This window comes from Peribacillus alkalitolerans (assembly GCF_010882125.1).
Lineage (GTDB): Bacteria > Bacillota > Bacilli > Bacillales > DSM-1321 > Bacillus_BN > Bacillus_BN alkalitolerans.
Map to the genome: position 1 here is coordinate 116,767 of NZ_JAAGVZ010000009.1, position 18,863 is coordinate 135,629.

General features: G+C 36.9%; 25 protein-coding genes. 18 read left to right on the forward strand and 7 right to left on the reverse strand.

Annotated features, from left to right (window positions below; translation table 11 throughout):
* Positions 1 to 63: 63 nt before the first annotated feature.
* Genes G3O09_RS12670 through G3O09_RS12685 form a run of 4 tightly spaced genes read left to right on the forward strand, consistent with a single transcriptional unit; the run spans position 64 to position 756 of the window.
* A complete protein-coding gene (locus G3O09_RS12670; protein WP_163101859.1) occupies positions 64 to 204 on the forward strand; it encodes a YrzI family small protein in 141 nt (46 codons plus the stop codon).
* 40 nt (positions 205 to 244) lie between these two features.
* Positions 245 to 382 carry a YrzI family small protein gene (locus tag G3O09_RS12675; protein WP_163101860.1) on the forward strand — a complete coding sequence of 46 codons (138 nt, stop codon included), beginning with the start codon at positions 245 to 247 and terminating at the stop codon, positions 380 to 382.
* A gap of 47 nt (positions 383 to 429) precedes the next feature.
* Positions 430 to 570 carry a YrzI family small protein gene (locus tag G3O09_RS12680; RefSeq protein ID WP_163101861.1) on the forward strand — a complete coding sequence of 47 codons (141 nt, stop codon included), beginning with the start codon at positions 430 to 432 and terminating at the stop codon, positions 568 to 570.
* A 45-nt stretch (positions 571 to 615) separates the two neighbouring features.
* Positions 616 to 756 (forward strand): YrzI family small protein, encoded by a 141-nt coding sequence (locus G3O09_RS12685; protein ID WP_163101862.1) that lies wholly within the window; start codon positions 616 to 618, stop codon positions 754 to 756.
* A 398-nt stretch (positions 757 to 1,154) separates the two neighbouring features.
* On the opposite strand, the gene G3O09_RS12690 is transcribed toward G3O09_RS12685, so the two are convergent.
* Positions 1,155 to 1,343: a hypothetical protein gene (locus G3O09_RS12690; protein WP_163101863.1), complete on the reverse strand. Its 189-nt coding sequence runs from the start codon at positions 1,341 to 1,343 to the stop codon at positions 1,155 to 1,157.
* 171 nt (positions 1,344 to 1,514) lie between these two features.
* Positions 1,515 to 2,228, reverse strand: a complete 714-nt coding sequence (gene sigK / locus G3O09_RS12695; protein WP_163101864.1) for an RNA polymerase sporulation sigma factor SigK — start codon at positions 2,226 to 2,228, stop codon at positions 1,515 to 1,517.
* Between the two features lie 196 nt (positions 2,229 to 2,424).
* Between sigK and G3O09_RS12700 the strand changes: the two genes are divergently transcribed.
* Positions 2,425 to 4,236 carry a M3 family oligoendopeptidase gene (locus G3O09_RS12700; protein ID WP_163101865.1) on the forward strand — a complete coding sequence of 604 codons (1,812 nt, stop codon included), beginning with the start codon at positions 2,425 to 2,427 and terminating at the stop codon, positions 4,234 to 4,236.
* A gap of 352 nt (positions 4,237 to 4,588) precedes the next feature.
* Here G3O09_RS12700 and pssA read toward each other — a convergent pair whose 3' ends face one another.
* Positions 4,589 to 5,128 (reverse strand): CDP-diacylglycerol--serine O-phosphatidyltransferase, encoded by a 540-nt coding sequence (gene pssA, locus G3O09_RS12705; RefSeq protein ID WP_163101866.1) that lies wholly within the window; start codon positions 5,126 to 5,128, stop codon positions 4,589 to 4,591.
* A 125-nt stretch (positions 5,129 to 5,253) separates the two neighbouring features.
* Here pssA and G3O09_RS12710 point away from each other — a divergent pair, with 125 nt between their 5' ends.
* Complete coding sequence (locus G3O09_RS12710) at positions 5,254 to 6,045, forward strand: phosphatidylserine decarboxylase (protein ID WP_163101867.1); 792 nt, start codon at positions 5,254 to 5,256, stop codon at positions 6,043 to 6,045.
* A 102-nt stretch (positions 6,046 to 6,147) separates the two neighbouring features.
* Here the strand turns inward: G3O09_RS12710 and G3O09_RS12715 are convergent, their stop codons facing one another.
* Positions 6,148 to 6,288 (reverse strand): sporulation histidine kinase inhibitor Sda, encoded by a 141-nt coding sequence (locus tag G3O09_RS12715; protein WP_163101868.1) that lies wholly within the window; start codon positions 6,286 to 6,288, stop codon positions 6,148 to 6,150.
* Positions 6,289 to 6,759: 471 nt separating this feature from the next.
* Here G3O09_RS12715 and G3O09_RS12720 point away from each other — a divergent pair, with 471 nt between their 5' ends.
* From G3O09_RS12720 to G3O09_RS12755, 8 genes are all read left to right on the forward strand, one after another.
* Positions 6,760 to 7,281, forward strand: coding sequence for a YqeG family HAD IIIA-type phosphatase (locus G3O09_RS12720; protein ID WP_163101869.1), 522 nt, complete (start codon positions 6,760 to 6,762; stop codon positions 7,279 to 7,281).
* The gene (yqeH, locus tag G3O09_RS12725) at positions 7,263 to 8,387 is read left to right on the forward strand and encodes a ribosome biogenesis GTPase YqeH (protein ID WP_163101870.1); all 1,125 of its coding nucleotides are present in this window, start codon (positions 7,263 to 7,265) and stop codon (positions 8,385 to 8,387) included. The genes G3O09_RS12720 and yqeH overlap by 19 nt, the downstream gene beginning before the upstream one ends.
* Positions 8,388 to 8,407: 20 nt before the next feature.
* On the forward strand, positions 8,408 to 9,253 hold the full coding sequence (gene aroE, locus G3O09_RS12730; protein ID WP_163101871.1) for a shikimate dehydrogenase: 846 nt from the start codon (positions 8,408 to 8,410) through the stop codon (positions 9,251 to 9,253).
* A complete protein-coding gene (yhbY, locus tag G3O09_RS12735; protein ID WP_163101872.1) occupies positions 9,247 to 9,537 on the forward strand; it encodes a ribosome assembly RNA-binding protein YhbY in 291 nt (96 codons plus the stop codon). Before aroE ends, yhbY begins: the two co-directional genes overlap by 7 nt.
* 11 nt (positions 9,538 to 9,548) lie before the next feature.
* On the forward strand, positions 9,549 to 10,121 hold the full coding sequence (locus tag G3O09_RS12740) for a nicotinate-nucleotide adenylyltransferase (RefSeq protein ID WP_163101873.1): 573 nt from the start codon (positions 9,549 to 9,551) through the stop codon (positions 10,119 to 10,121).
* Complete coding sequence (gene yqeK, locus G3O09_RS12745; protein ID WP_163101874.1) at positions 10,111 to 10,680, forward strand: bis(5'-nucleosyl)-tetraphosphatase (symmetrical) YqeK; 570 nt, start codon at positions 10,111 to 10,113, stop codon at positions 10,678 to 10,680. Before G3O09_RS12740 ends, yqeK begins: the two co-directional genes overlap by 11 nt.
* Positions 10,681 to 10,755: 75 nt before the next feature.
* Positions 10,756 to 11,112: a ribosome silencing factor gene (gene rsfS / locus G3O09_RS12750; RefSeq protein WP_163101875.1), complete on the forward strand. Its 357-nt coding sequence runs from the start codon at positions 10,756 to 10,758 to the stop codon at positions 11,110 to 11,112.
* A complete protein-coding gene (locus G3O09_RS12755) occupies positions 11,109 to 11,855 on the forward strand; it encodes a class I SAM-dependent DNA methyltransferase (protein ID WP_163101876.1) in 747 nt (248 codons plus the stop codon). Before rsfS ends, G3O09_RS12755 begins: the two co-directional genes overlap by 4 nt.
* A gap of 83 nt (positions 11,856 to 11,938) precedes the next feature.
* On the opposite strand, the gene comER is transcribed toward G3O09_RS12755, so the two are convergent.
* On the reverse strand, positions 11,939 to 12,766 hold the full coding sequence (gene comER, locus G3O09_RS12760) for a late competence protein ComER (protein ID WP_163101877.1): 828 nt from the start codon (positions 12,764 to 12,766) through the stop codon (positions 11,939 to 11,941).
* An 89-nt stretch (positions 12,767 to 12,855) separates the two neighbouring features.
* On the opposite strand from comER, the gene G3O09_RS12765 reads away from it, so the two are divergent.
* From G3O09_RS12765 to G3O09_RS12775, 3 genes are all read left to right on the forward strand, one after another.
* Positions 12,856 to 13,494, forward strand: a complete 639-nt coding sequence (locus G3O09_RS12765; protein WP_163101878.1) for a helix-hairpin-helix domain-containing protein — start codon at positions 12,856 to 12,858, stop codon at positions 13,492 to 13,494.
* A gap of 83 nt (positions 13,495 to 13,577) precedes the next feature.
* Positions 13,578 to 14,135: a ComE operon protein 2 gene (locus G3O09_RS12770; protein WP_163101879.1), complete on the forward strand. Its 558-nt coding sequence runs from the start codon at positions 13,578 to 13,580 to the stop codon at positions 14,133 to 14,135.
* Between the two features lie 358 nt (positions 14,136 to 14,493).
* Positions 14,494 to 16,476 (forward strand): DNA internalization-related competence protein ComEC/Rec2, encoded by a 1,983-nt coding sequence (locus tag G3O09_RS12775; RefSeq protein WP_163101880.1) that lies wholly within the window; start codon positions 14,494 to 14,496, stop codon positions 16,474 to 16,476.
* 113 nt (positions 16,477 to 16,589) lie between these two features.
* Here G3O09_RS12775 and G3O09_RS12780 read toward each other — a convergent pair whose 3' ends face one another.
* Positions 16,590 to 16,724, reverse strand: coding sequence for a YqzM family protein (locus G3O09_RS12780; protein ID WP_163101881.1), 135 nt, complete (start codon positions 16,722 to 16,724; stop codon positions 16,590 to 16,592).
* A 311-nt stretch (positions 16,725 to 17,035) separates the two neighbouring features.
* Between G3O09_RS12780 and holA the strand changes: the two genes are divergently transcribed.
* Positions 17,036 to 18,061, forward strand: coding sequence for a DNA polymerase III subunit delta (holA, locus tag G3O09_RS12785; RefSeq protein ID WP_163101882.1), 1,026 nt, complete (start codon positions 17,036 to 17,038; stop codon positions 18,059 to 18,061).
* A gap of 337 nt (positions 18,062 to 18,398) precedes the next feature.
* Here the strand turns inward: holA and rpsT are convergent, their stop codons facing one another.
* Positions 18,399 to 18,665, reverse strand: a complete 267-nt coding sequence (gene rpsT / locus G3O09_RS12790; protein WP_163101883.1) for a 30S ribosomal protein S20 — start codon at positions 18,663 to 18,665, stop codon at positions 18,399 to 18,401.
* Positions 18,666 to 18,863: the final 198 nt, after the last annotated feature.

Genomic DNA, 18,863 nt, shown 5'->3' on the forward strand with positions numbered 1-18,863 from the left:
AGAAATTTAGACAAATGCTGTAAGTAAATCAAATTAAAAATTTAGCATTGGAGGTGAACTCAAATGACATTGAACCTTATATTATTTACCATCACGATCAAAACTAATAGCACTACTCTAGAAGAGGCTATCCATCAAGAAAACATTAAAAAGATCCATGAAAACAATTTCAATAAAGCCCTAGAATTTAGACAAATGCTGTAAGTAAATCAAATTAAAAATTTAGCATTGGAGGTGAACTCAAATGACATTGAACCTTATATTATTTACCATCACGATCAAAACCAATAGCACTACTCTAGAGGCTATCCATCAAGAAAACATTAAAAAGATGCATGAAAACAACTTCAATAAAGTTCTAGAATTTAGACAAATGTTGTAACCATAATGAGAAACGATAATACACTTATTAACTGGAGGTGAATTCAAATGACACTGAACCTTATATTATTTACCATTACGATTAAAACCAAAAGCACAACGCTTGATGAGGCCATTCATCAGGAAAACATTAAAAAAATGCATGAACACAACTTCAATAAAACTCTAGAATATAGACAAATGCTGTAAACATAATGAAAAACAATAATACACTTATAAACGGGAGGTGATCATATGACACTGAACCTTTTATTTTTCACCATAACCATAAAAGCCAACCAGACTTCGTTAGAAGGAGCTATCCATCAAGAAAATATCAAAAAAATTCATGAAGAAAATTATAGAAAATCACTTGATTTTAGACAAATGCTATAATTTTTATTTTATTAAATAATGAAAGGTGGAGATTATGATGAGTAAAATTATTGCAAAAAGAAAAGAAATCATGTGGGTTTATAAGGATACCGGCTAACGGGTTTTTCTGTCACAAAGTTGTAATGGTTTCTCTATAAAATGTTCAAATCTCCGATCGTTAATAAAACCTACAGTATGGTAAATTCAAATTATCATATATGGTAAGGGGGAGATTTGAAATGTTCTCCATGGTATTTACTTTAATCATATCAGCCGCTATTGCGTTGATTATCTCAGCTGAAGTAAGTGTAGAGTAGGATAGGGAAATTTACTTCATAAAAAGGGGCCGATTCAAAATTGCACGTCAAATGCAATTTTGAATCGGCCCCTTAGTTGTTTCAAGGAACCTCCCGATATCTTTAACAGCGGAATCTGTCAAAACCGCAGCTAAAAAACCACCAGCCTCCAAATATTAATACTATTATCAATAATACAATGAATAGTGCATATGCTGCTCCAGCACCACCATACCCACCATAACATGGATAAGGTACTGGAACTGGGACTGGGACTATTGGATACCCGTAAGGTCCACAGCCATTGACCATATGTGACCCTCCCTTCATGAACACATAGCTTGCTCCTTAATAGCATATGGGATGGACAAATTATAGGTGAAAGTTTGGTAAATCGTTTAATCCTTATTTTCGTAAGTGTCCTTGTTAGTATCAGTAAAAATAAAGACGACCTGTACAAGGTCGCCAAGATGTATGAACAGATTATTTTCTTTTCTTTTCTTTTTCCGCACGATAAAATTCGTGGAACATTTTCATTAAGGCCCTTTTTTCGATCCGTGATACATAGCTTCTGGATATATCAAGCTCCTTCGCTATTTCACGCTGGGTTTTTTCTTTTTGCAAACCTAATCCAAACCTTCCGACTATGACTTCTTTTTCACGTTCATCCAGGACATCAATGTATTTTTTGACTTTTTCAATTTCCATATTCAGTTGTATCATTTCAATAACGTCCTCAGATTCTGATTTCAGGACATCGATCAAACTTATTTCATTTCCTTCTTTGTCTTGACCAATGGGATCATGTAGAGAAACATCTTTTTTTGTTTTTTTGGTGGCCCTTAGATGCATGAGAATTTCATTTTCTATACATCTAGCCGCATAGGTTGCGAGCTTTGTACCTTTTCCTTCTGAATAGCTTTCAATGGCCTTGATTAGTCCGATCGTCCCTATAGAAATCAGATCCTCGGTATCCTCTCCGGTATTCTCGAATTTCTTCACAATATGTGCAACCAATCTTAAATTATGTTCAATTAATAAGTTTCTGGCTTCTGCGTCTCCGTTAGCCATTAGTTTTAAGTATTTTTGCTCATCTTTTGATGATAATGGTTGAGGAAACGCATTATTCTTCACATAAGAAACCAGGAAAAATAATTCTTTCACCAAATAGCCGAGCGCAGTAAGAATGTCTGGCATAAAATCACCCCCGATTTATTAGACATTCGCCTATTATTAATACCTATGAAAATACTCCTTGAATCGTGTCTGTACTACACAATTATTTTTACATTTTCTAGAACTAACTGATTCAATAGTAATTATTATTGTGCAATAAAATAGAAAAATTCTGAAAAATGAGATATAATTGGAACAGTTTAGGAGGTATGTACATATGAAAACGTATTCACCGGTATGGGATTTAGATGTATTTTTCAAAGGAGGAAGTGAGTCTAAAGAATTTGAATCATTTCTTAACGTTGTAAAAGAAGATCTAAGTGTATTCGAAGAAAAGCTTAATCAATGGGAAGTTTCCAATAGCTTAGAAGATGCGGCCACTTTGGAAATGATTCTAAATCAATTTGCAAAGGCTTACAGTAAACTACGGCAGGCTGGAGCTTTTGTAAGCTGTTTGGAAGCACAAAATTCCAAGGACAAAAAAGCTACGACCTTGAGAGCGGAAATTACGGCAAATAGTGCAAATTTCCAAAATATCTTAACTAAATTAGATGAAAAATTAACAAAGATTGATGATGAAGTATTCAACAACTTAACAAATACTGATAAGTTAAGGGAACTTCAATTTATTCTTAATGAACGAAGAGCACGTGCTAATGAAAAGCTTTCTGTTGAGGAAGAGACGTTGATCACTCAATTGGGTGTAGATGGATACCATGGCTGGGGACAGTTATATGATACGATTGTAGGAACAATTACAATTCCTTTTGAAGTTGATAGGGTAGTTCAACACCTTTCAGTAGGTCAAGCTTCCAATAAGTTTTCGCATCCGAAACGTGAAGTACGCCAAGCAATTCTCAAGGAGTGGGAAAAAGCTTGGAGTGATAAAGAGGAATTGTTTGCAAAGGCATTGAACCATCTGGCAGGATTCCGCCTTTCTGTCTATAAAAAACGTGGATGGGAAGAGGTTCTTAAAGAGCCATTAGAGATCAACAGAATGCAAAAAGTAACCCTGGAAAGCATGTGGGGGACCATTGCAGAAAATAAAGAGCCACTAGTGAAATTTTTAAATCGAAAAGCGCAATTGCTAGGTGTGGAAAAGCTAAGCTGGAGTGATTTGGATGCACCTCTTTCTGAAAGTGAACAATCAACTGTTAGCTATCAAGAAGGGGCAGAGTTCATCCTAAAACATTTTGCTAAGTTTGGTGAAAAGCTGACAGCGTTTACTGAAAAAGCTTTCGAAAATCGCTGGATTGAAGCGGAGGATCGTCCTAACAAGCGTCCAGGTGGTTTTTGTACAGGATTTCCAGAAGATGAACAATCCCGTATTTTCATGACATATTCCGGAACTCCATCCAATATCTCAACACTTGCGCATGAACTAGGCCATGCCTTCCATTCTTTTGCCCTTAAAGGAACACATCCATTAAACAGAGGATATGCGATGAATGTTGCCGAAACAGCGTCAATGTTCGCTGAAATGGTAGTTTCGGATGCATCGTTGAAGGAAGCGAAAAATGAAAATGAAAAACTGGCATTGCTTGAAGATAAAATCCAACGCACAGTTGCACTATTGATGAATATACACGCTAGGTTCCTATTTGAAACGAGCTTTTACGCGGAACGTAAGAAAGGAATGGTCAGTGCTACAAGATTGAACGAGTTGATGCTTGAAGCACAAAAGGAAGCATATGGAGATGCATTGTCTGAATACCATCCGACTTTCTGGGCATCCAAACTGCATTTTTATATCACAGGCGTACCATTCTATAATTTCCCTTATACGTTCGGTTTCTTATTTTCACTAGGTATCTATGCCCTGGCTCTAGAGAACGGGGGAGACTTCGAGGAAGCCTATATGAACTTGTTGAAGGACACTGGTTCAATGAGGGTGGAAGAGTTGGCTAAAAAGCATCTTAATGTTGATTTAACACAAAAGGATTTCTGGAAAAAAGCAGTTGACGTTTGCTTATCGGACATCGAAGAATTCTTGCAATTGACAGATGATCTCGTAAAGCAGACAAACTAATAAAAATGCTCCCATGTCTGGGAGCATTCAGATTGTCGACAAAAGGTATCGAGAGTACGCTCTCTCGATACCTTTTGACATTTTTGATAAGTATGGTAGGCGAAAAGGTTGATTTCCGCTCCAGCCGCTTGCTTTCCGGGGGGAGTTCGCCGAGCCTCCTCGTCGCTACCGCTCCTGCGGGATAAGCGTGAGCCTTGAGACCCCGCACGAGCGTAGCGAAGGAGGAGGCTCAAGCCACGCCCGCGGAAAGCGTTCGCCCTTCGCTGCAATCACCTTCTCTAGTTCTTAGTTAACTTCTTTCATTGTAAAAAAATGCTCCCATGTCTGGGAGCATTTTTTTACATTTTAAGCATTACACTTTTCTCAACTTAAATGGACTGACCATTAATAAAGCCAGTATAAGAACAAAGAATAAATAAAATACAGGAGGGAAAATAGACTGTCCTAAAAAACTCAAAGTTGCAAGGCACCCTGCTGCTGTTATTGGCAACCCAACAAAAAAGCCATTGCTTTCGGTGATATTGAATCTAGCTAAACGGAAAGCCCCGCAACCAATATATAAAACTGTAAAAAACATTCCTGGTGCTCCAAAATCAAATAGAATGCCTTGATATAATAGTAGAGCTGGTGCTACCCCAAAAGAAATGATATCACTCATGGAATCCAGTTGTTTACCAAGTTCAGATTCAATATTGAATTTACGTGCAATCATGCCATCAAATCTGTCTGCCAATGCAGCCACAAAAATCAATAATAGTCCTAAATGCAGCTGTCCTCGAACGACAGCCAGTATGGCAAACCCACCAAGGGATAAATTAGTTAATGTCATGACGTTAGCCGTTTGGGCCTTTAATTTTTTTATTGTATGATCGAAAACTTCGGATAAAAACATAAATTTTCACTCCTTATTCAAAAACAGAAGGGACATAAACAGGTTGTTTATTATATAATAATATTTTATTCTGTACAGGATATGCAATAGGTTATGAATTATTTTACCTTAATGGAGGTTCTACCTTGATCGAACCATTATATAAAGCGATGATTGAATTGACGAATGGAAAGCTGACATCTCAGTTTATGAAGAAATTTTCACAATCCAAACTTAGTAAGAATGTGATTCCTTCATTTTCCAAGCTGTATCGCATAAATCTTCAAGAAATGAAGAGAGAATTACATGAATTCGAGACTTTGCATGATTTTTTTACAAGGACCTTGAAAGCAGATGCCAGATTCATTGATCAACAAAAAAATAGCTTAATTAGTCCGGTAGATGCGGTTTTTGAGGATTTTGGGAGTATAACGGATACGAGTGAAATCACTGTAAAAGGTAAAATTTATTCGATTCATGAAATGCTCGGTAATGAAGAGGTATTGAAAAAGTATATAGGTGGAAATTATGCGGTCCTTTATTTAAGCCCGAGTCACTATCATAGAATTCATTCACCAATTGAAGGACAGATTAAAGGGCGTTGGACACTAGGTGGGAAATCCTATCCAGTCAATAAGGCGGGATTGAAATTTGGAAAGGCCCCTTTATCCAAGAACTACAGAGTCATAACTGAAATCAAGCATGCAGAAGGGCATGTTGCTGTCGTGAAAGTGGGAGCGATGTTTGTGAATTCAATAGAAATAACCAATCCAAAAGACAAAATTGAAAAAGGTGAGGAAATCGCGTACTTCAGCTTTGGCTCTACTATCGTTTTGCTTTTTGAAAAAGAGACTTTTATTATGGAGAAAAGCCTGCCCCTTCCTGCAGACATAAAGCTAGGACAGGTTTTAGGATATGTAGGTAAAATCAATTCCTAAGAAACGGCTACTACTTACATGCTTTGTTCATTAGTAAATACAAAAAAACCCGGGCGCCTTTATGTGGCGTCCAAGTTTGTTATCAACATGCTTTTTATATTTTTATGAGGAAACTTTAATGCTGTTAGATAAAGAGCGCCGGTGAATTTCTTTTTCAATTAATCGAATAAACTCTTTGCTTAGTTTTAATTCTGTAGCTTTGTAGTAGGATTCAATTAATAGATCATCTGATAGTTTATTCATAGAGAAGCCTATCGGCTATTCACCTCCATAATTTAATAGGAACTTCAACAAGAAAATACATAAAATGGTAGGTTCTATGTTGTACCCTTACTCTATCAAAAATAAACGTATAGAACAACCGTTCCCTTATCCACAGCTTTAGGTGGATAAGTTGTTAATAAGTTGTTTATAACTATAGGGTTTGTGGATGTATCAAAGGGAATAATGTTAATAAGGTTATCCACACAAAAAAGACCCTTGAGTTTTGTCGAAAAATATTCTGCTTTTTTTTGGAATAACTCATAAAATAGTCATTTACAGAGAAAAAATACCCTAATGAAACCATACAGGTAGATGTAGAAAAATGGAGGATTTTGAAAGAAACATGGAAATTCGATATGATGTATATGTCCAGAAAAGTATATTAGGGTGTGTTTCTCGTTTTATTAATAGATAAAAATCAAATTGTAGTGTGAATGAGGTGTATACCGAATGTTAAAAAATTTCTTGCCAAGCGAACACGTAAAAAGCATATTCGATATTAATCCTGAAAGTCTGTTGGAAAAAGGCATAAAAGGAATCATTACGGATTTAGATAACACATTGGTTGAATGGGATCGACCTACAGCTACACCGAAGCTTATTGAATGGTTCGAAAATATGCGCTCACATGGAATCCTTGTAACAATTGTTTCTAACAATAATGAGAGACGAGTGCGTACTTTTTCCGATCCACTTCAAATTCCCTTCATATTTTTGGCGCGTAAACCAATGGGACGAGCTTTTCGTAAAGCAATTCAACAAATGGGAATTAAAAGGGAAGAAGCTGTCGTGATTGGTGATCAGCTCTTAACAGATGTTTTAGGTGGTAATAGAAATGGTTTTCATACGATTCTTGTCGTGCCTGTTGCACAGACAGACGGTTTAATAACAAGATTTAATAGAAAAGTTGAGAGACGGATCCTTGCGTTTTTTAGGAAAAAAGGGTTGCTGCAATGGGAGGACCAAAATTGAATAATATTGAACTTATTAGCTGTATCGGATGTGGAGTAGAAATCCAAACAGAGGATGCGACGAAATTAGGCTATGCTCCAAAATCTTCATTGGAAAAAGAAACAATCATTTGTCAACGATGCTTTCGATTAAAAAATTATAATGAAGTTCAAGATGTTTCTTTGACTGATGATGACTTTTTAAAAATTTTGAATGAAGTTGGAAAAAGGAATGCCCTTATCGTTAAGATTGTCGATATCTTCGATTTTAACGGTAGTTGGCTGCCTGGCCTTCATCGGTTCGTCGGAAACAATGATGTCCTTTTGATTGGAAATAAAGTGGACTTGCTACCGAAGTCAGTCAAGCATAACAAAGTGATCAACTGGATGAAGCAAGCCGCTAAGGAATTGGGCCTAAAGCCAATTGACATAATGTTGGTAAGCTCCCACAAAGGGAGTTTTATTAAAGAAGCTGCGGAAGCGATTGAGCAATATCGAAATGGTAAAGATGTATATGTGGTAGGATGTACGAATGTTGGTAAATCAACATTCATTAATCGAATTATTAAGGAAGTGACGGGCGAAGGCGATATTATTACTACTTCACACTTCCCTGGCACTACGCTTGATACAATTGAAATCCCACTTGATGACGATAAAGCATTAATCGATACTCCTGGTATTATCAATCATCACCAAATGGCACATTTCGTTGATAAAAGAGATTTAAAGTTTATTACTCCCAAAAAAGAAATCAAACCTAAAATTTATCAACTGAATGAGGGTCAAACCTTATTTTTTGGAGGTTTAGCCCGATTTGATTATATAGCTGGAGGGCGAAAATCCTTTACGTGCTACTTATCAAATGAACTGATGATTCATCGTACGAAGCTCGAAAAGGCGAATGAACTTTATAAAAATCATGTAGGTGAGCTTTTGACTCCACCTAGACCTGAGCAGTTGGAAAACTTCCCGGAAATGGTCGCGCATGAATTTTCAATCAAAGAGCCGAAGACAGATGTTGTTTTCTCAGGATTAGGCTGGGTTACAATCAATGAGCCTGGGGTAAGAATCGTTACGCATGTACCTAAAGGCGTTTCAGTTATGATAAGAAAATCATTAATTTAATATAGAAGGGGATGGAAAGTGTGAAGCAACTCTATGGTGTGATAGGCGACCCAATTAATCACTCTATGTCCCCTGCAATGCACAATAGTGCTTTTTCAGCTTTAGGAATGGATGCGTATTATCATCCTTTTCATGTAAGGCCTAGTGAGTTGACTGATGCCATTAAGGGATTGAAAGCCTTAAATATAAAGGGTTTTAACGTAACAGTCCCTCATAAAACAACGATCATCCCACTACTGGATGAAATTGACCCCTTGGCTGCAGCAATTGGAGCTGTCAATACAGTCGTGAACAGAGATGGGAAATTGGTCGGCTTCAATACTGACGGTTTAGGGTTTGTGTCGGCTCTTTTACATGAAATGGGTAATCTTATTAATCCAGAATGCAAAGTCTTGATCGTTGGTTCTGGGGGGGCGGCAAGAGCGATTTATTATACTTTGTTAAGTGAAGGTTGGAATAGGGTCGACATTTGCAATCGTACAATCCAACGTGCTTGGGATTTAATCAAGGAATGCCCAATTGAGGGGAAATCCATTGCACTTGATATGCTAGAAGCTCAAGAAAATCTGGATAAGTATGATCTAATTATCCAAACTACGTCAATTGGGATGAGTCCCCTCACCAATGAGTCCCCGATTGACTTGGAAAAATTAAAGTCAAATAGCGTTGTTTGTGATATCATATACAATCCATTAGAAACAGAGTTTTTAACAAAGGCTTCACAAAAAGGATCTAAGACTCAAAATGGTATTGGAATGTTCGTTTATCAAGGCGCATTGGCCTTTGAATTATGGACAGGAATGAAACCGGACTCGGAGAGAATGAAAAAAGTTGTCTTGCAACAATTAGGAGGAACAACATGTTAACAGGAAAGCAAAAAAGATTCTTACGTTCAAAAGCACATCATTTAAACCCTATTTTCCAAGTAGGTAAGGGTGGGGTAAATGATAATATGATTAAACAAGTAGCAGATGCATTGGAAGCTAGAGAGTTACTTAAAATCAGCGTTCTACAGAATTGTGAAGATGACCGCGATACAGTAGCTGAAGAGTTGTCAAAAGGTGCACGAGCTGAGCTTGTACAAATCATTGGAAATACAATCGTTTTATATAAAGAGTCAAGGGAAAATAAACAATTACAATTACCATAAGGAATGGGTCTATGAAAAAGAAAATTGGGATACTCGGAGGAACATTTGATCCTCCCCATATCGGACATTTAATCATAGCAAATGAGGTCTTACATTCACTTGGATTAGAAGAGATTCGATTTATGCCTAATTCTGTTCCTCCTCATAAGGAAAAGACAGAACGAGTATCCAATCAGGCACGTGTAGATATGTTGGAACTTGCAATAAACGGCAATAATCAGTTTCTGGTGGAAGCAATTGAACTTAATAGGGAAGGCCCATCCTATACTTATGATACGATAAAATTGCTAAAACAAAAAAATCCTGACTTAGACATCCATTTTATTATTGGTGCGGACATGATAGAATATCTGCCCAACTGGTATAAAATTGATGAATTAGTGAATATGGTCCAATTTGTTGGGGTGAAGCGGCCGACCTATAATGAAGCCTCTGCTTATCCAATCAAGCATGTCCAAACCCCTGAACTATTCATATCCTCATCGATGATAAGGGAAAGATTAAATATGGGAATGAGTATTCGATATTTAGTTCCAGAACAAGTGGAATCTTATATCAAGGAGCATGGTTTATATGAATCGTGAAACTGCTCTCTCTTTAGTTAAGAGTCAGATGACTGAACATCGCTACCTCCATACATTAGGGGTAGTGGAAACTAGTATTAAGCTTGCAAATCAATTTGGGGCAAATTCATACAAGGCTGAGTTTGCGGCCATCTTCCATGATTATGCGAAGTTTCGTCCTAAAGATGAAATGAGAGAAATTATCATATCCCAAGGCATGTCTAAAGACCTTCTTGAGTACAATGAGGAGCTATGGCACGCTCCGGTGGGAGCATATTTAGTGGAAAAAGAGGCTGGAATCACAGACAGAGAAATCCTCGATGCCATTAAGTATCATACTTCTGGAAGGATTGGGATGGCTTTACTTGAGAAAATCGTATTCTTGGCAGATTATATTGAGCCGGGTAGACATTTTCCGGGAGTTGAAGAAGTCAGGGATGCTGCTGAAGAGGATTTGGATAAAGCCTTGCTTCTTTCTGTACGTAACACGATTATTTTTTTAATGAAAAAAAACCAACGCATTTATCCAGATACTTTTTATATGTACAATGACATTCTAGGGTCTATAAAACAAAAATGAATGATTTATGGGCATGTCTTTTTAGGGTAAAATAAACAAGACATGCTTGAAACTTATTTTGGAGGAAAACCATACATGAATGAACGTGAACTGCTATTAACAGCGGCTAAAGCTGCAGATGATAAGAAAGCAGAAGATATGATAGTTTTAAATATGAAAGGGATTTCCCTTGTAGCGGATTATTTCTTAATTTGCCATGGGAATTCAGATAAACAAGTACAGGCCATTGCAAGAGAAATGAAGCAAAAGGCTGAAGAAAAAGGGGTTACAGTCAAAAGGATTGAAGGTTTTGATGAGGCACGTTGGGTCCTGGTTGATTTAGGGGACGTAGTTGCCCATGTCTTCCATCGTGAAGAGAGAAGCTACTATAATCTTGAACGTCTTTGGGGAGACGCTCCAACTGAACACATCCTTAATGAGCTTAACCAATGAGTTACCATCGCTTTGCAGAAGTCTATGATGCGCTAATGAAAGATGTTCCATATGACCTTTGGGTTGAACGATTTGTGGAACAAGCACAAAAACTTCGTAAAGAATGTAACACCATCTTGGATATTGGCTGTGGTACAGGTGAAATCGCTATTCGGTTTGCCAAGAAAGGGTATAATGTGACTGGTGTTGACCTTTCAGAAGAAATGCTTATGATTGCATCTGAAAAGTCTGCACAACATGATGTAAATATCCCTTTTTTTCAACAGGATATGAAGGATCTAGAAGGGTTAGGAGAATTTGATGCTGTAGTCATTTTTTGCGATTCTTTAAACTATTTATTGGATGAAAATGACGTAAAATCAACCTTCAGTAAGGTTCATCAACATCTTGTGCCTGGCGGACTTTTTATGTTCGATGTCCATTCTTTATATAAAATGGAGCATTTATTTCACAATCAGACTTATGCGATCGCAGATGATGATGTATCTTACATTTGGAACTGTTTTGAAGGCGATCATCCTCACAGTGTAGAGCATGAATTATCCTTCTTTATCCTTGATGAAGAAACTGATTTTTATCGACGATTTGACGAGCTTCATCATCAAAGAACCTTTAAAGTTGAATCGTATAAACAGTGGCTTGTTGATGCAGGATTTGACCTATTAGATACCCTATCTGATTTGGAGAATCTTCCTCTGCATGACTCCACAGAACGAGTTCTGTTCGTAGCGAAAAAACGTTAACCAAAAATGGGGACAGCAAATTATGCTGTCCCATTTTTTTATTTTTTATTAAATTAAAAAGGATTTAATGAATTCTTGTCGAATCAATATTTAACCCCAAATTGTTCTTCTATCTCTTCTATATCTTCATTAAACTTCCTATGAGTTGCCTGAATCAAATGATCAAAAACTTCGCCTAGTTCTGCTTCCAATACTTTAATGCCTTCTCCTGTAATTCCACCCTTTACGCAAACTTTTTCTTGCAATGTTGGTAAAGAATAGTGCCCCTTTTTTAAAAGCTCTCCAAAGCCAATAAACATCTTTTCGGTCAATACAGTAGCGGTTTTTTTGTCGATACTAGTCTGTCTACAAGCGGCGTTAATGAATTCCTGTGCTAAATAACTGAAAAACGCTGGCCCACAGCTTACGATGTCTGATGAAATTCTTGTAATTTCATTTTCAATTTCAATTGGAATCGAGATTTTTGTGGAAAGTTCATGGATGAAGTTCTTCCAATACCCTGAGCATGATTGGCCAAAACTGATTAATGAAACCCCAGATAACGCTCTATTTGTAATGCTTGGTATAAGTCGGGCACATGAACATTCTATATATTGCTCCAATTGGGAGACGGAAATAGGACTAGTGATGGAAACAACACATTGTTCTTTGTTTAAAAGTGGCTTTATAGTTAAAAGGACATTATAGATATCCTTTGGTTTGACACAGACAAAAATAAGATCGGTCAATTGGGCGATTTCTAGGTTGGATTTAATGGGTTGAATGCCTTGAAAACGTTCCTTCAGGCCATTAACCTTGCCTACGCTGCGATTGGTTACGAATAGATCGGTTTGTTCCACTGCCTTTGACTCCACTAGTGCTTCTACGAGTATGGTCCCCATATTACCAGTTCCGATTACCCCTATCTTCATCAGTTTTCACCTCCTGAGAACACACTTCTCCTATAACGATATGAATGGAAAAATTAATTTATACCTTTGACGAAAAAGGAGGGGCTTCAATGCTTAATAACAAGAAAAAAATATTTTTTGGAGTAATCCTATCATTATTAATTGGAGGTTCTATGTTCTTTTTACATGATAAAAAGAAAGCGGACCCACCGACCGAGGAATTCTTCATTGAAAGTCAAATAGAGGAAGATAGTATCGTTGAAACAGAAAAACAACCTATTACCGAAAAAGGAAGCACAGAAATAAAGATCGTAGTTGATGTTAAGGGTGCAGTGGTAAAACCGGGAATTTATCCATCTAAGGAAGGTGAACGTGTACATGACTTAATCCTGAAAGCTGGTGGTGTTGTTGAGAATGCAAACATTAATGCTATTAATCTTGCCCAAAAGGTAGAAGATCAAATGGTTATTTATGTACCTGTTAAAGGAGAGGTTACCAACCAATCCGTTGTAAGTACTGTACAAGTGAGTTCAAATAGTGAAGACCAACCTTCAGACAAGGTAAATATTAACTTGGCGGATGAAACAACTTTACAAACGTTACCAGGTATAGGTCCTTCAAAAGCGGCTGCTATTCTGGAATATAGGAAACAGAATGGCTCGTTTAAGACTGTGGAAGATTTAAAGAATATCTCTGGAATAGGTGATAAAACCTTTGAAAAATTTAAAGATGTTATAACAGTAGAGTGAATTTTGTCTCTATTCAAGGAGAAATTGGTTGTGTAGAATGAAAGTAGATTTTTGACGAATGATGTATAAGGGGTGTTTGGAAATTGGAAAGAATTAGTTGGGATCAATATTTTATGGCACAAAGTCATTTACTTGCTATGAGAAGCACATGTACAAGACTTGCGGTTGGGGCAACAATAGTAAGGGATAAACGTATCATTGCAGGAGGTTATAATGGTTCTATCGCAGGTGGAGAGCATTGCATCGATGATGGATGCTATGTGATTGACAATCATTGCGTCCGTACCATTCATGCTGAAATGAACGCGATTCTTCAATGTGCTAAATTCGGTGTCCCTACATCAGATTCAGAGATTTATGTAACACATTTTCCTTGCTTGCAATGCTGTAAATCCATCATTCAAGCAGGAGTTAAAGCAGTCTACTATGCTATAGATTATAAAAATCATCCCTATGCGATAGAATTGTTCCAAAGAGCTGGCATAATCGTGGAACAGGTTCACTTGGAGGGAAATATTCTAGATCCGACATCTCCGGAAAAACGAGCTTTAATGAATCAGGTACTGAATGAGCTTGAAAGCAAGGGTGTAGACAAAGGAAAACTGAATATTTATAAAGAAAAAGTAAATGAGTTATTTTAGTATGGGAAGCTGGAAGTTAATCTTTCCGATTTTATGGACCGTTTCTGCTATTTTAGGCATAGCGGTCTATTCTTTCCATAACACCTACACGTTTATTCCATTGCTTTTCTTCCTCTACCTTTCCTATAAAATCCTCCCCCTTAAAATTTACTTACTTACATTTTGTATAATCCCCATATTCACCCTTCTTTCTTATTTTCATGAAGACACACACCAAACTAACTTCACAGAAGGTAATACGACAATCCCGGTAAGATTCACTGATTTATACAAGTTGGACGGAAACTCTTTAAAAATGGTTGTGAATAGTAAAAATGAAAGACTCTTACTTTTATACACTTTCCAATCAGAGGAGGAGATGCTGTATTTTAAGAAATCTTTCTCCCTTGCCATGACATGTAGAATGGATGTTACTTTTGTATACCCTGAAGAGGCTCGAAATCCTAATTCGTTCAATTATCGATTGTACTTAAAGAGGCAATATATTCATTGGATTATTAAACCACATAATAGCTTAATGGAATCATGTCTGAAAAATAAGAAAACCTCGCATGAATTGGTTAAAATGATACGGAAAAATTTCATTGATACTATAGAAGAAAACGCTGAAGGAGAAGTTAAAAGTTTTGCTATAGCTATGTTATTTGGAGATACAGGTTCTATGGACGATCAAACCTATAGAGATTATCAAAAGTTAGGTTTGGTTCATTTAATCGCAATTTCTGGCTTGAATATTGTTTTGTTAGTATCGGCTGTATTTTACCTAGGCATCCGTTGTGGGATCACAAGACAATCCATGAAAGCCTGCATACTTTCTCTATTACCTATTTATTGTATTTTAGCTGGAGCTACTCCTTCTGTAGTACGGGCTTGCTTAATGGTAGGTTTGTATATACTCATGTCTTTCATTCGGGCAAATGTACCAGCAACCTCAATAGTGTCCACCATCTCCATCACTGTCTTAGCATTAAAACCAACCATTTTATTTGATATCGGGTTTCAATTATCATTTGGAATTACGTTCGCGCTTCTTATATCCCAAAAAATTTTATCCAAATCCTACGGAAAGTACACGTTCATCATACAAAGTCTTAACATCAGTTTGATTTCTCAACTAATTTCCACTCCCATTATCCTCTTTCATTTTTCGGAAATCACTTTCATTGGAATCCTTCTAAATGTTATCTATGTACCAATCTTTTCTCTAATCATCCTTCCTGGTTCAATTTTTCTATTTCTCTCCATGGTCCTTTTTCCATGGATTACGCCTACCATACATTGGCTATTAGAAATTGTTTTGGGGATTTGTAATAGTCTGGCCCATTGGATTAGCTCTTTGCCTTTTTCTTCATTCGTCTTCGGGAAAATTGGATTGCCATTTATTGTCCTTTACCTAATTTCTGCTTTATGTCTATTTATTAGTTGGGAAAAGAAGCACATCCAACAAATGATTCTGGTAGCTAGCCTAATTATGTACTTAGTCCTGGGACAATATTTTTTTAATGAACGATCATTAAAAGGAGAAATAGTTTTTATTGATATTGGACAGGGAGATTCGATACTTATTCAACAGCCATTGGGCAGAGGGACAACATTAATTGATACAGGTGGAGTATTACAATATAAAGGTGAAAATTGGGAAGAGAGAAAAACGTATTTTGACCCAGGTGAGGATATAGTGATTCCCCTATTGAAGAGCAAAGGTATTCGAAAAATCGATCGGCTAATATTAACTCATGCCGATCAAGACCATATTGGAGGAGCGAAAGGAATTGTTGAGAATATACCAGTGGCGGAAATAATAATAGCTACACATTCAAAAGAGGATTTCAGGAAGATACCCTTCATAACAAATGGGGTACGAAACGGGATAAAAATAACATTAGTCAAAAGAGGGGATATCATTCCCATTGGTAATAATGAATCCTTGTTTGTCTTGGGTCCTAATGCAGACCATGAAGAAAAGAATGAAGAATCCATCGTCTTAGTGGGTGAAATAGGGAAATTGGTCTGGTTGTTTACGGGTGATCTTGGAAAGCCAGGAGAAGAAGAAATACTTTCAACCTATCCAAAGTTAAAAGTGGATGTTTTAAAAGTGGGGCACCACGGAAGTAAAAATTCTACCTCAGAAGTTTTTCTTAATCAATTGAATCCGAAATACGCCATTATCTCTGTAGGGAAGAACAACAGATATGGACATCCTCACAATGAAGTTCTAAAAAATTTAGTTAGTGAAGAAATAATCCATTATCGAACAGATTTAAATGGAGCCATTACTTATTCATATCGAGTAGGAGGTAAGGGAGGAACCTTTTCAACACAAATTCATACTATAAGGTGAACCTTGAGAAAATGAAGATAAAAAAGAAAAAAACTGCTATAACGCAGTTTCGTGGTAGTGCCACAGGGGCATAAGGGAGGCCTTCTGAGTAGAAGGCCTATGTAAAGATTAAATTATGACCCAAAGAAATGGATAACTGTTGCGATAACGAACATAGTAGCGAAGAATCCAAAAGAAACGATGAATCCTACACCGGAATCAATTGCATCATTACGCTTTGATTGTACATTCTTTTCAAATTGATTCATGTCTAAACCCTCCTATTTCTATTTTAGTATAAGCGATTCCAAAAAAAAAATCTACAACTCACGATTTGTTTTCCTATACTGACAAGAGTTGTCACAAATAGTTTACAATTGTGGGGTAAAAATAATACCACAAAGCGGTTCAAATCACCAGCCGCTCTTCCCGTCTGAGGAAGTAAGGGACCCGGGTCTTGCTTTCCTGACGTTTATATAGATTGAGGGAATTGATTATTCGTATCAATTCCCTCTTATACTTGCCAAAATGTACAAGCATGGCTACCATTGTAATATGAAAACAAAAGAGGCGATGCATTTTGGTAACAGACGTTTGGAAAAGCTTAAAAAAACAACAATTTCAGCCCATTTATTTACTATTCGGCAACGAGCCATTTCTAATAAATGAAACAAAGAGAATTATGGTGGATCATGTCCTCCAACCGGAAGAATTAGATTTTAATTTTTCCGTATTCGATCTTGAGGAAACTCCAGTCGAAGTAGCGTTGGAGGAGGCGGAAACACTTCCATTCATGGGAGAGAAACGAATCGTATTTTTACAAAACCCGGTCTTTTTGACGGCTGAAAAAACGAAAGAAAAAGTGGAGCATGATATAAAAAGGTTAGAGCAATATATCGACAATCCAGCTCCTTTTTCAATTGTAGTTATTGTGGCCCCTTATGAAAAGCTTGATGAGCGGAAAAAAATAACGAAAGAATTGAAGCGAAAAGCTACCATTGTAGAAGCAAAAAAGCTTTCCGAGAATGACCTGGTAAACTGGATCCAAGAACGGGTGATTGCCCAAGGGATAGCAATCGATAACGATGCAGCGCAAGCACTAATGGCTTTGAATGGAACAAATTTGATGATGTTGTCGAGTGAAATAGATAAAATGGCATTATTCTTCGGTGGAAATGGAAGGATCACAGTGCCAATCGTTGAAAAGCTCGTATCAAAATCATTTGAACAAAATGTCTTCACACTTGTTGAAAAAATATTAAATCGGAATGTCGCAGAATCAATTGAAATCCTACAGGAATTATTGAGGCAAAATGAGGAACCGATAAAAATTGTCAGTATCATGGCCGGTCAAATTCGATTATTATACCAAGTGAAAGAGCTAACTAATCAGGGCTACCAACAACAAAGGATCGCTGGTTTACTTAAGGTGCATCCATATCGTGTAAAACTTGCGATGGAAAAAACAAGAATGTTTCAGACAAAAGAATTGCTGTACCTGATTAATGAATTAGCAGATGCGGATTATAAAATGAAAACGGGGCAAATGGACAAAGCATTATTGATGGAATTGATCATTTTGAAATTGCATAGGGCTCATTCATAGTGGATTAGAAAAAGACCTTCATTGGTCTTTTTTGTTGTAGAGGAAGAAAATAATTTATGGTTTTTCTTAGAAAAAAGTCTAAAACAAGGGTTCTAAATTAGTTTTTAAGGCAAACGGATAAAAAGCAGGTTGATTGAAACGGAAGGTGCGAGACTCCTGCGGGAACAGCGGGACAGGTGAGACCCCACAGGCGTAAAGCGCCGAGGAGGCTCACCGCCCGCCCCGCGGAAAGCGAGCATCCTGGAGTGGAAATCAACATTTCCCTTGTTAAATAGGAACATAGTTTACGGATATAACCAAGACAAAAGAAAAAACGATCCAAGGAGGATCGTTCTCATTAAGCGTTTGTTACTGCATTTAGCTTTTTAGTAAGACGAGATTTCTTACGGGCTGCCGCATTTTTATGGATTAATCCTTTAGATGCAGCTTTGTCTAATTTCTTAACAGCCAATAAAAGAGCGTCTTTTGCGTTTTCATCATTGTTAGTAATAGTAGCTTCTGCATTCTTAACAGCAGTACGCATTGCAGATTTAGCAGTAGCGTTTTGAAGTCTATTTTTTTCGATAGTTTTTACGCGTTTGATGGCAGATTTAATATTTGGCATTCCGTTCACCTCCTACAAAGACATCGAGATTATATTAACTCGACAAATCATAAACAATTCGCAACAAAAGATATTCTAACAGACTGTCTTTTATATTGCAATACCATTCGTTCAAGTATCTTTGAGGGATAAAGGAACGATAGCTTTTATTATAGCTCTATTTTTAAAAATAATCTACAAAAAAATGCAGAATGAGAA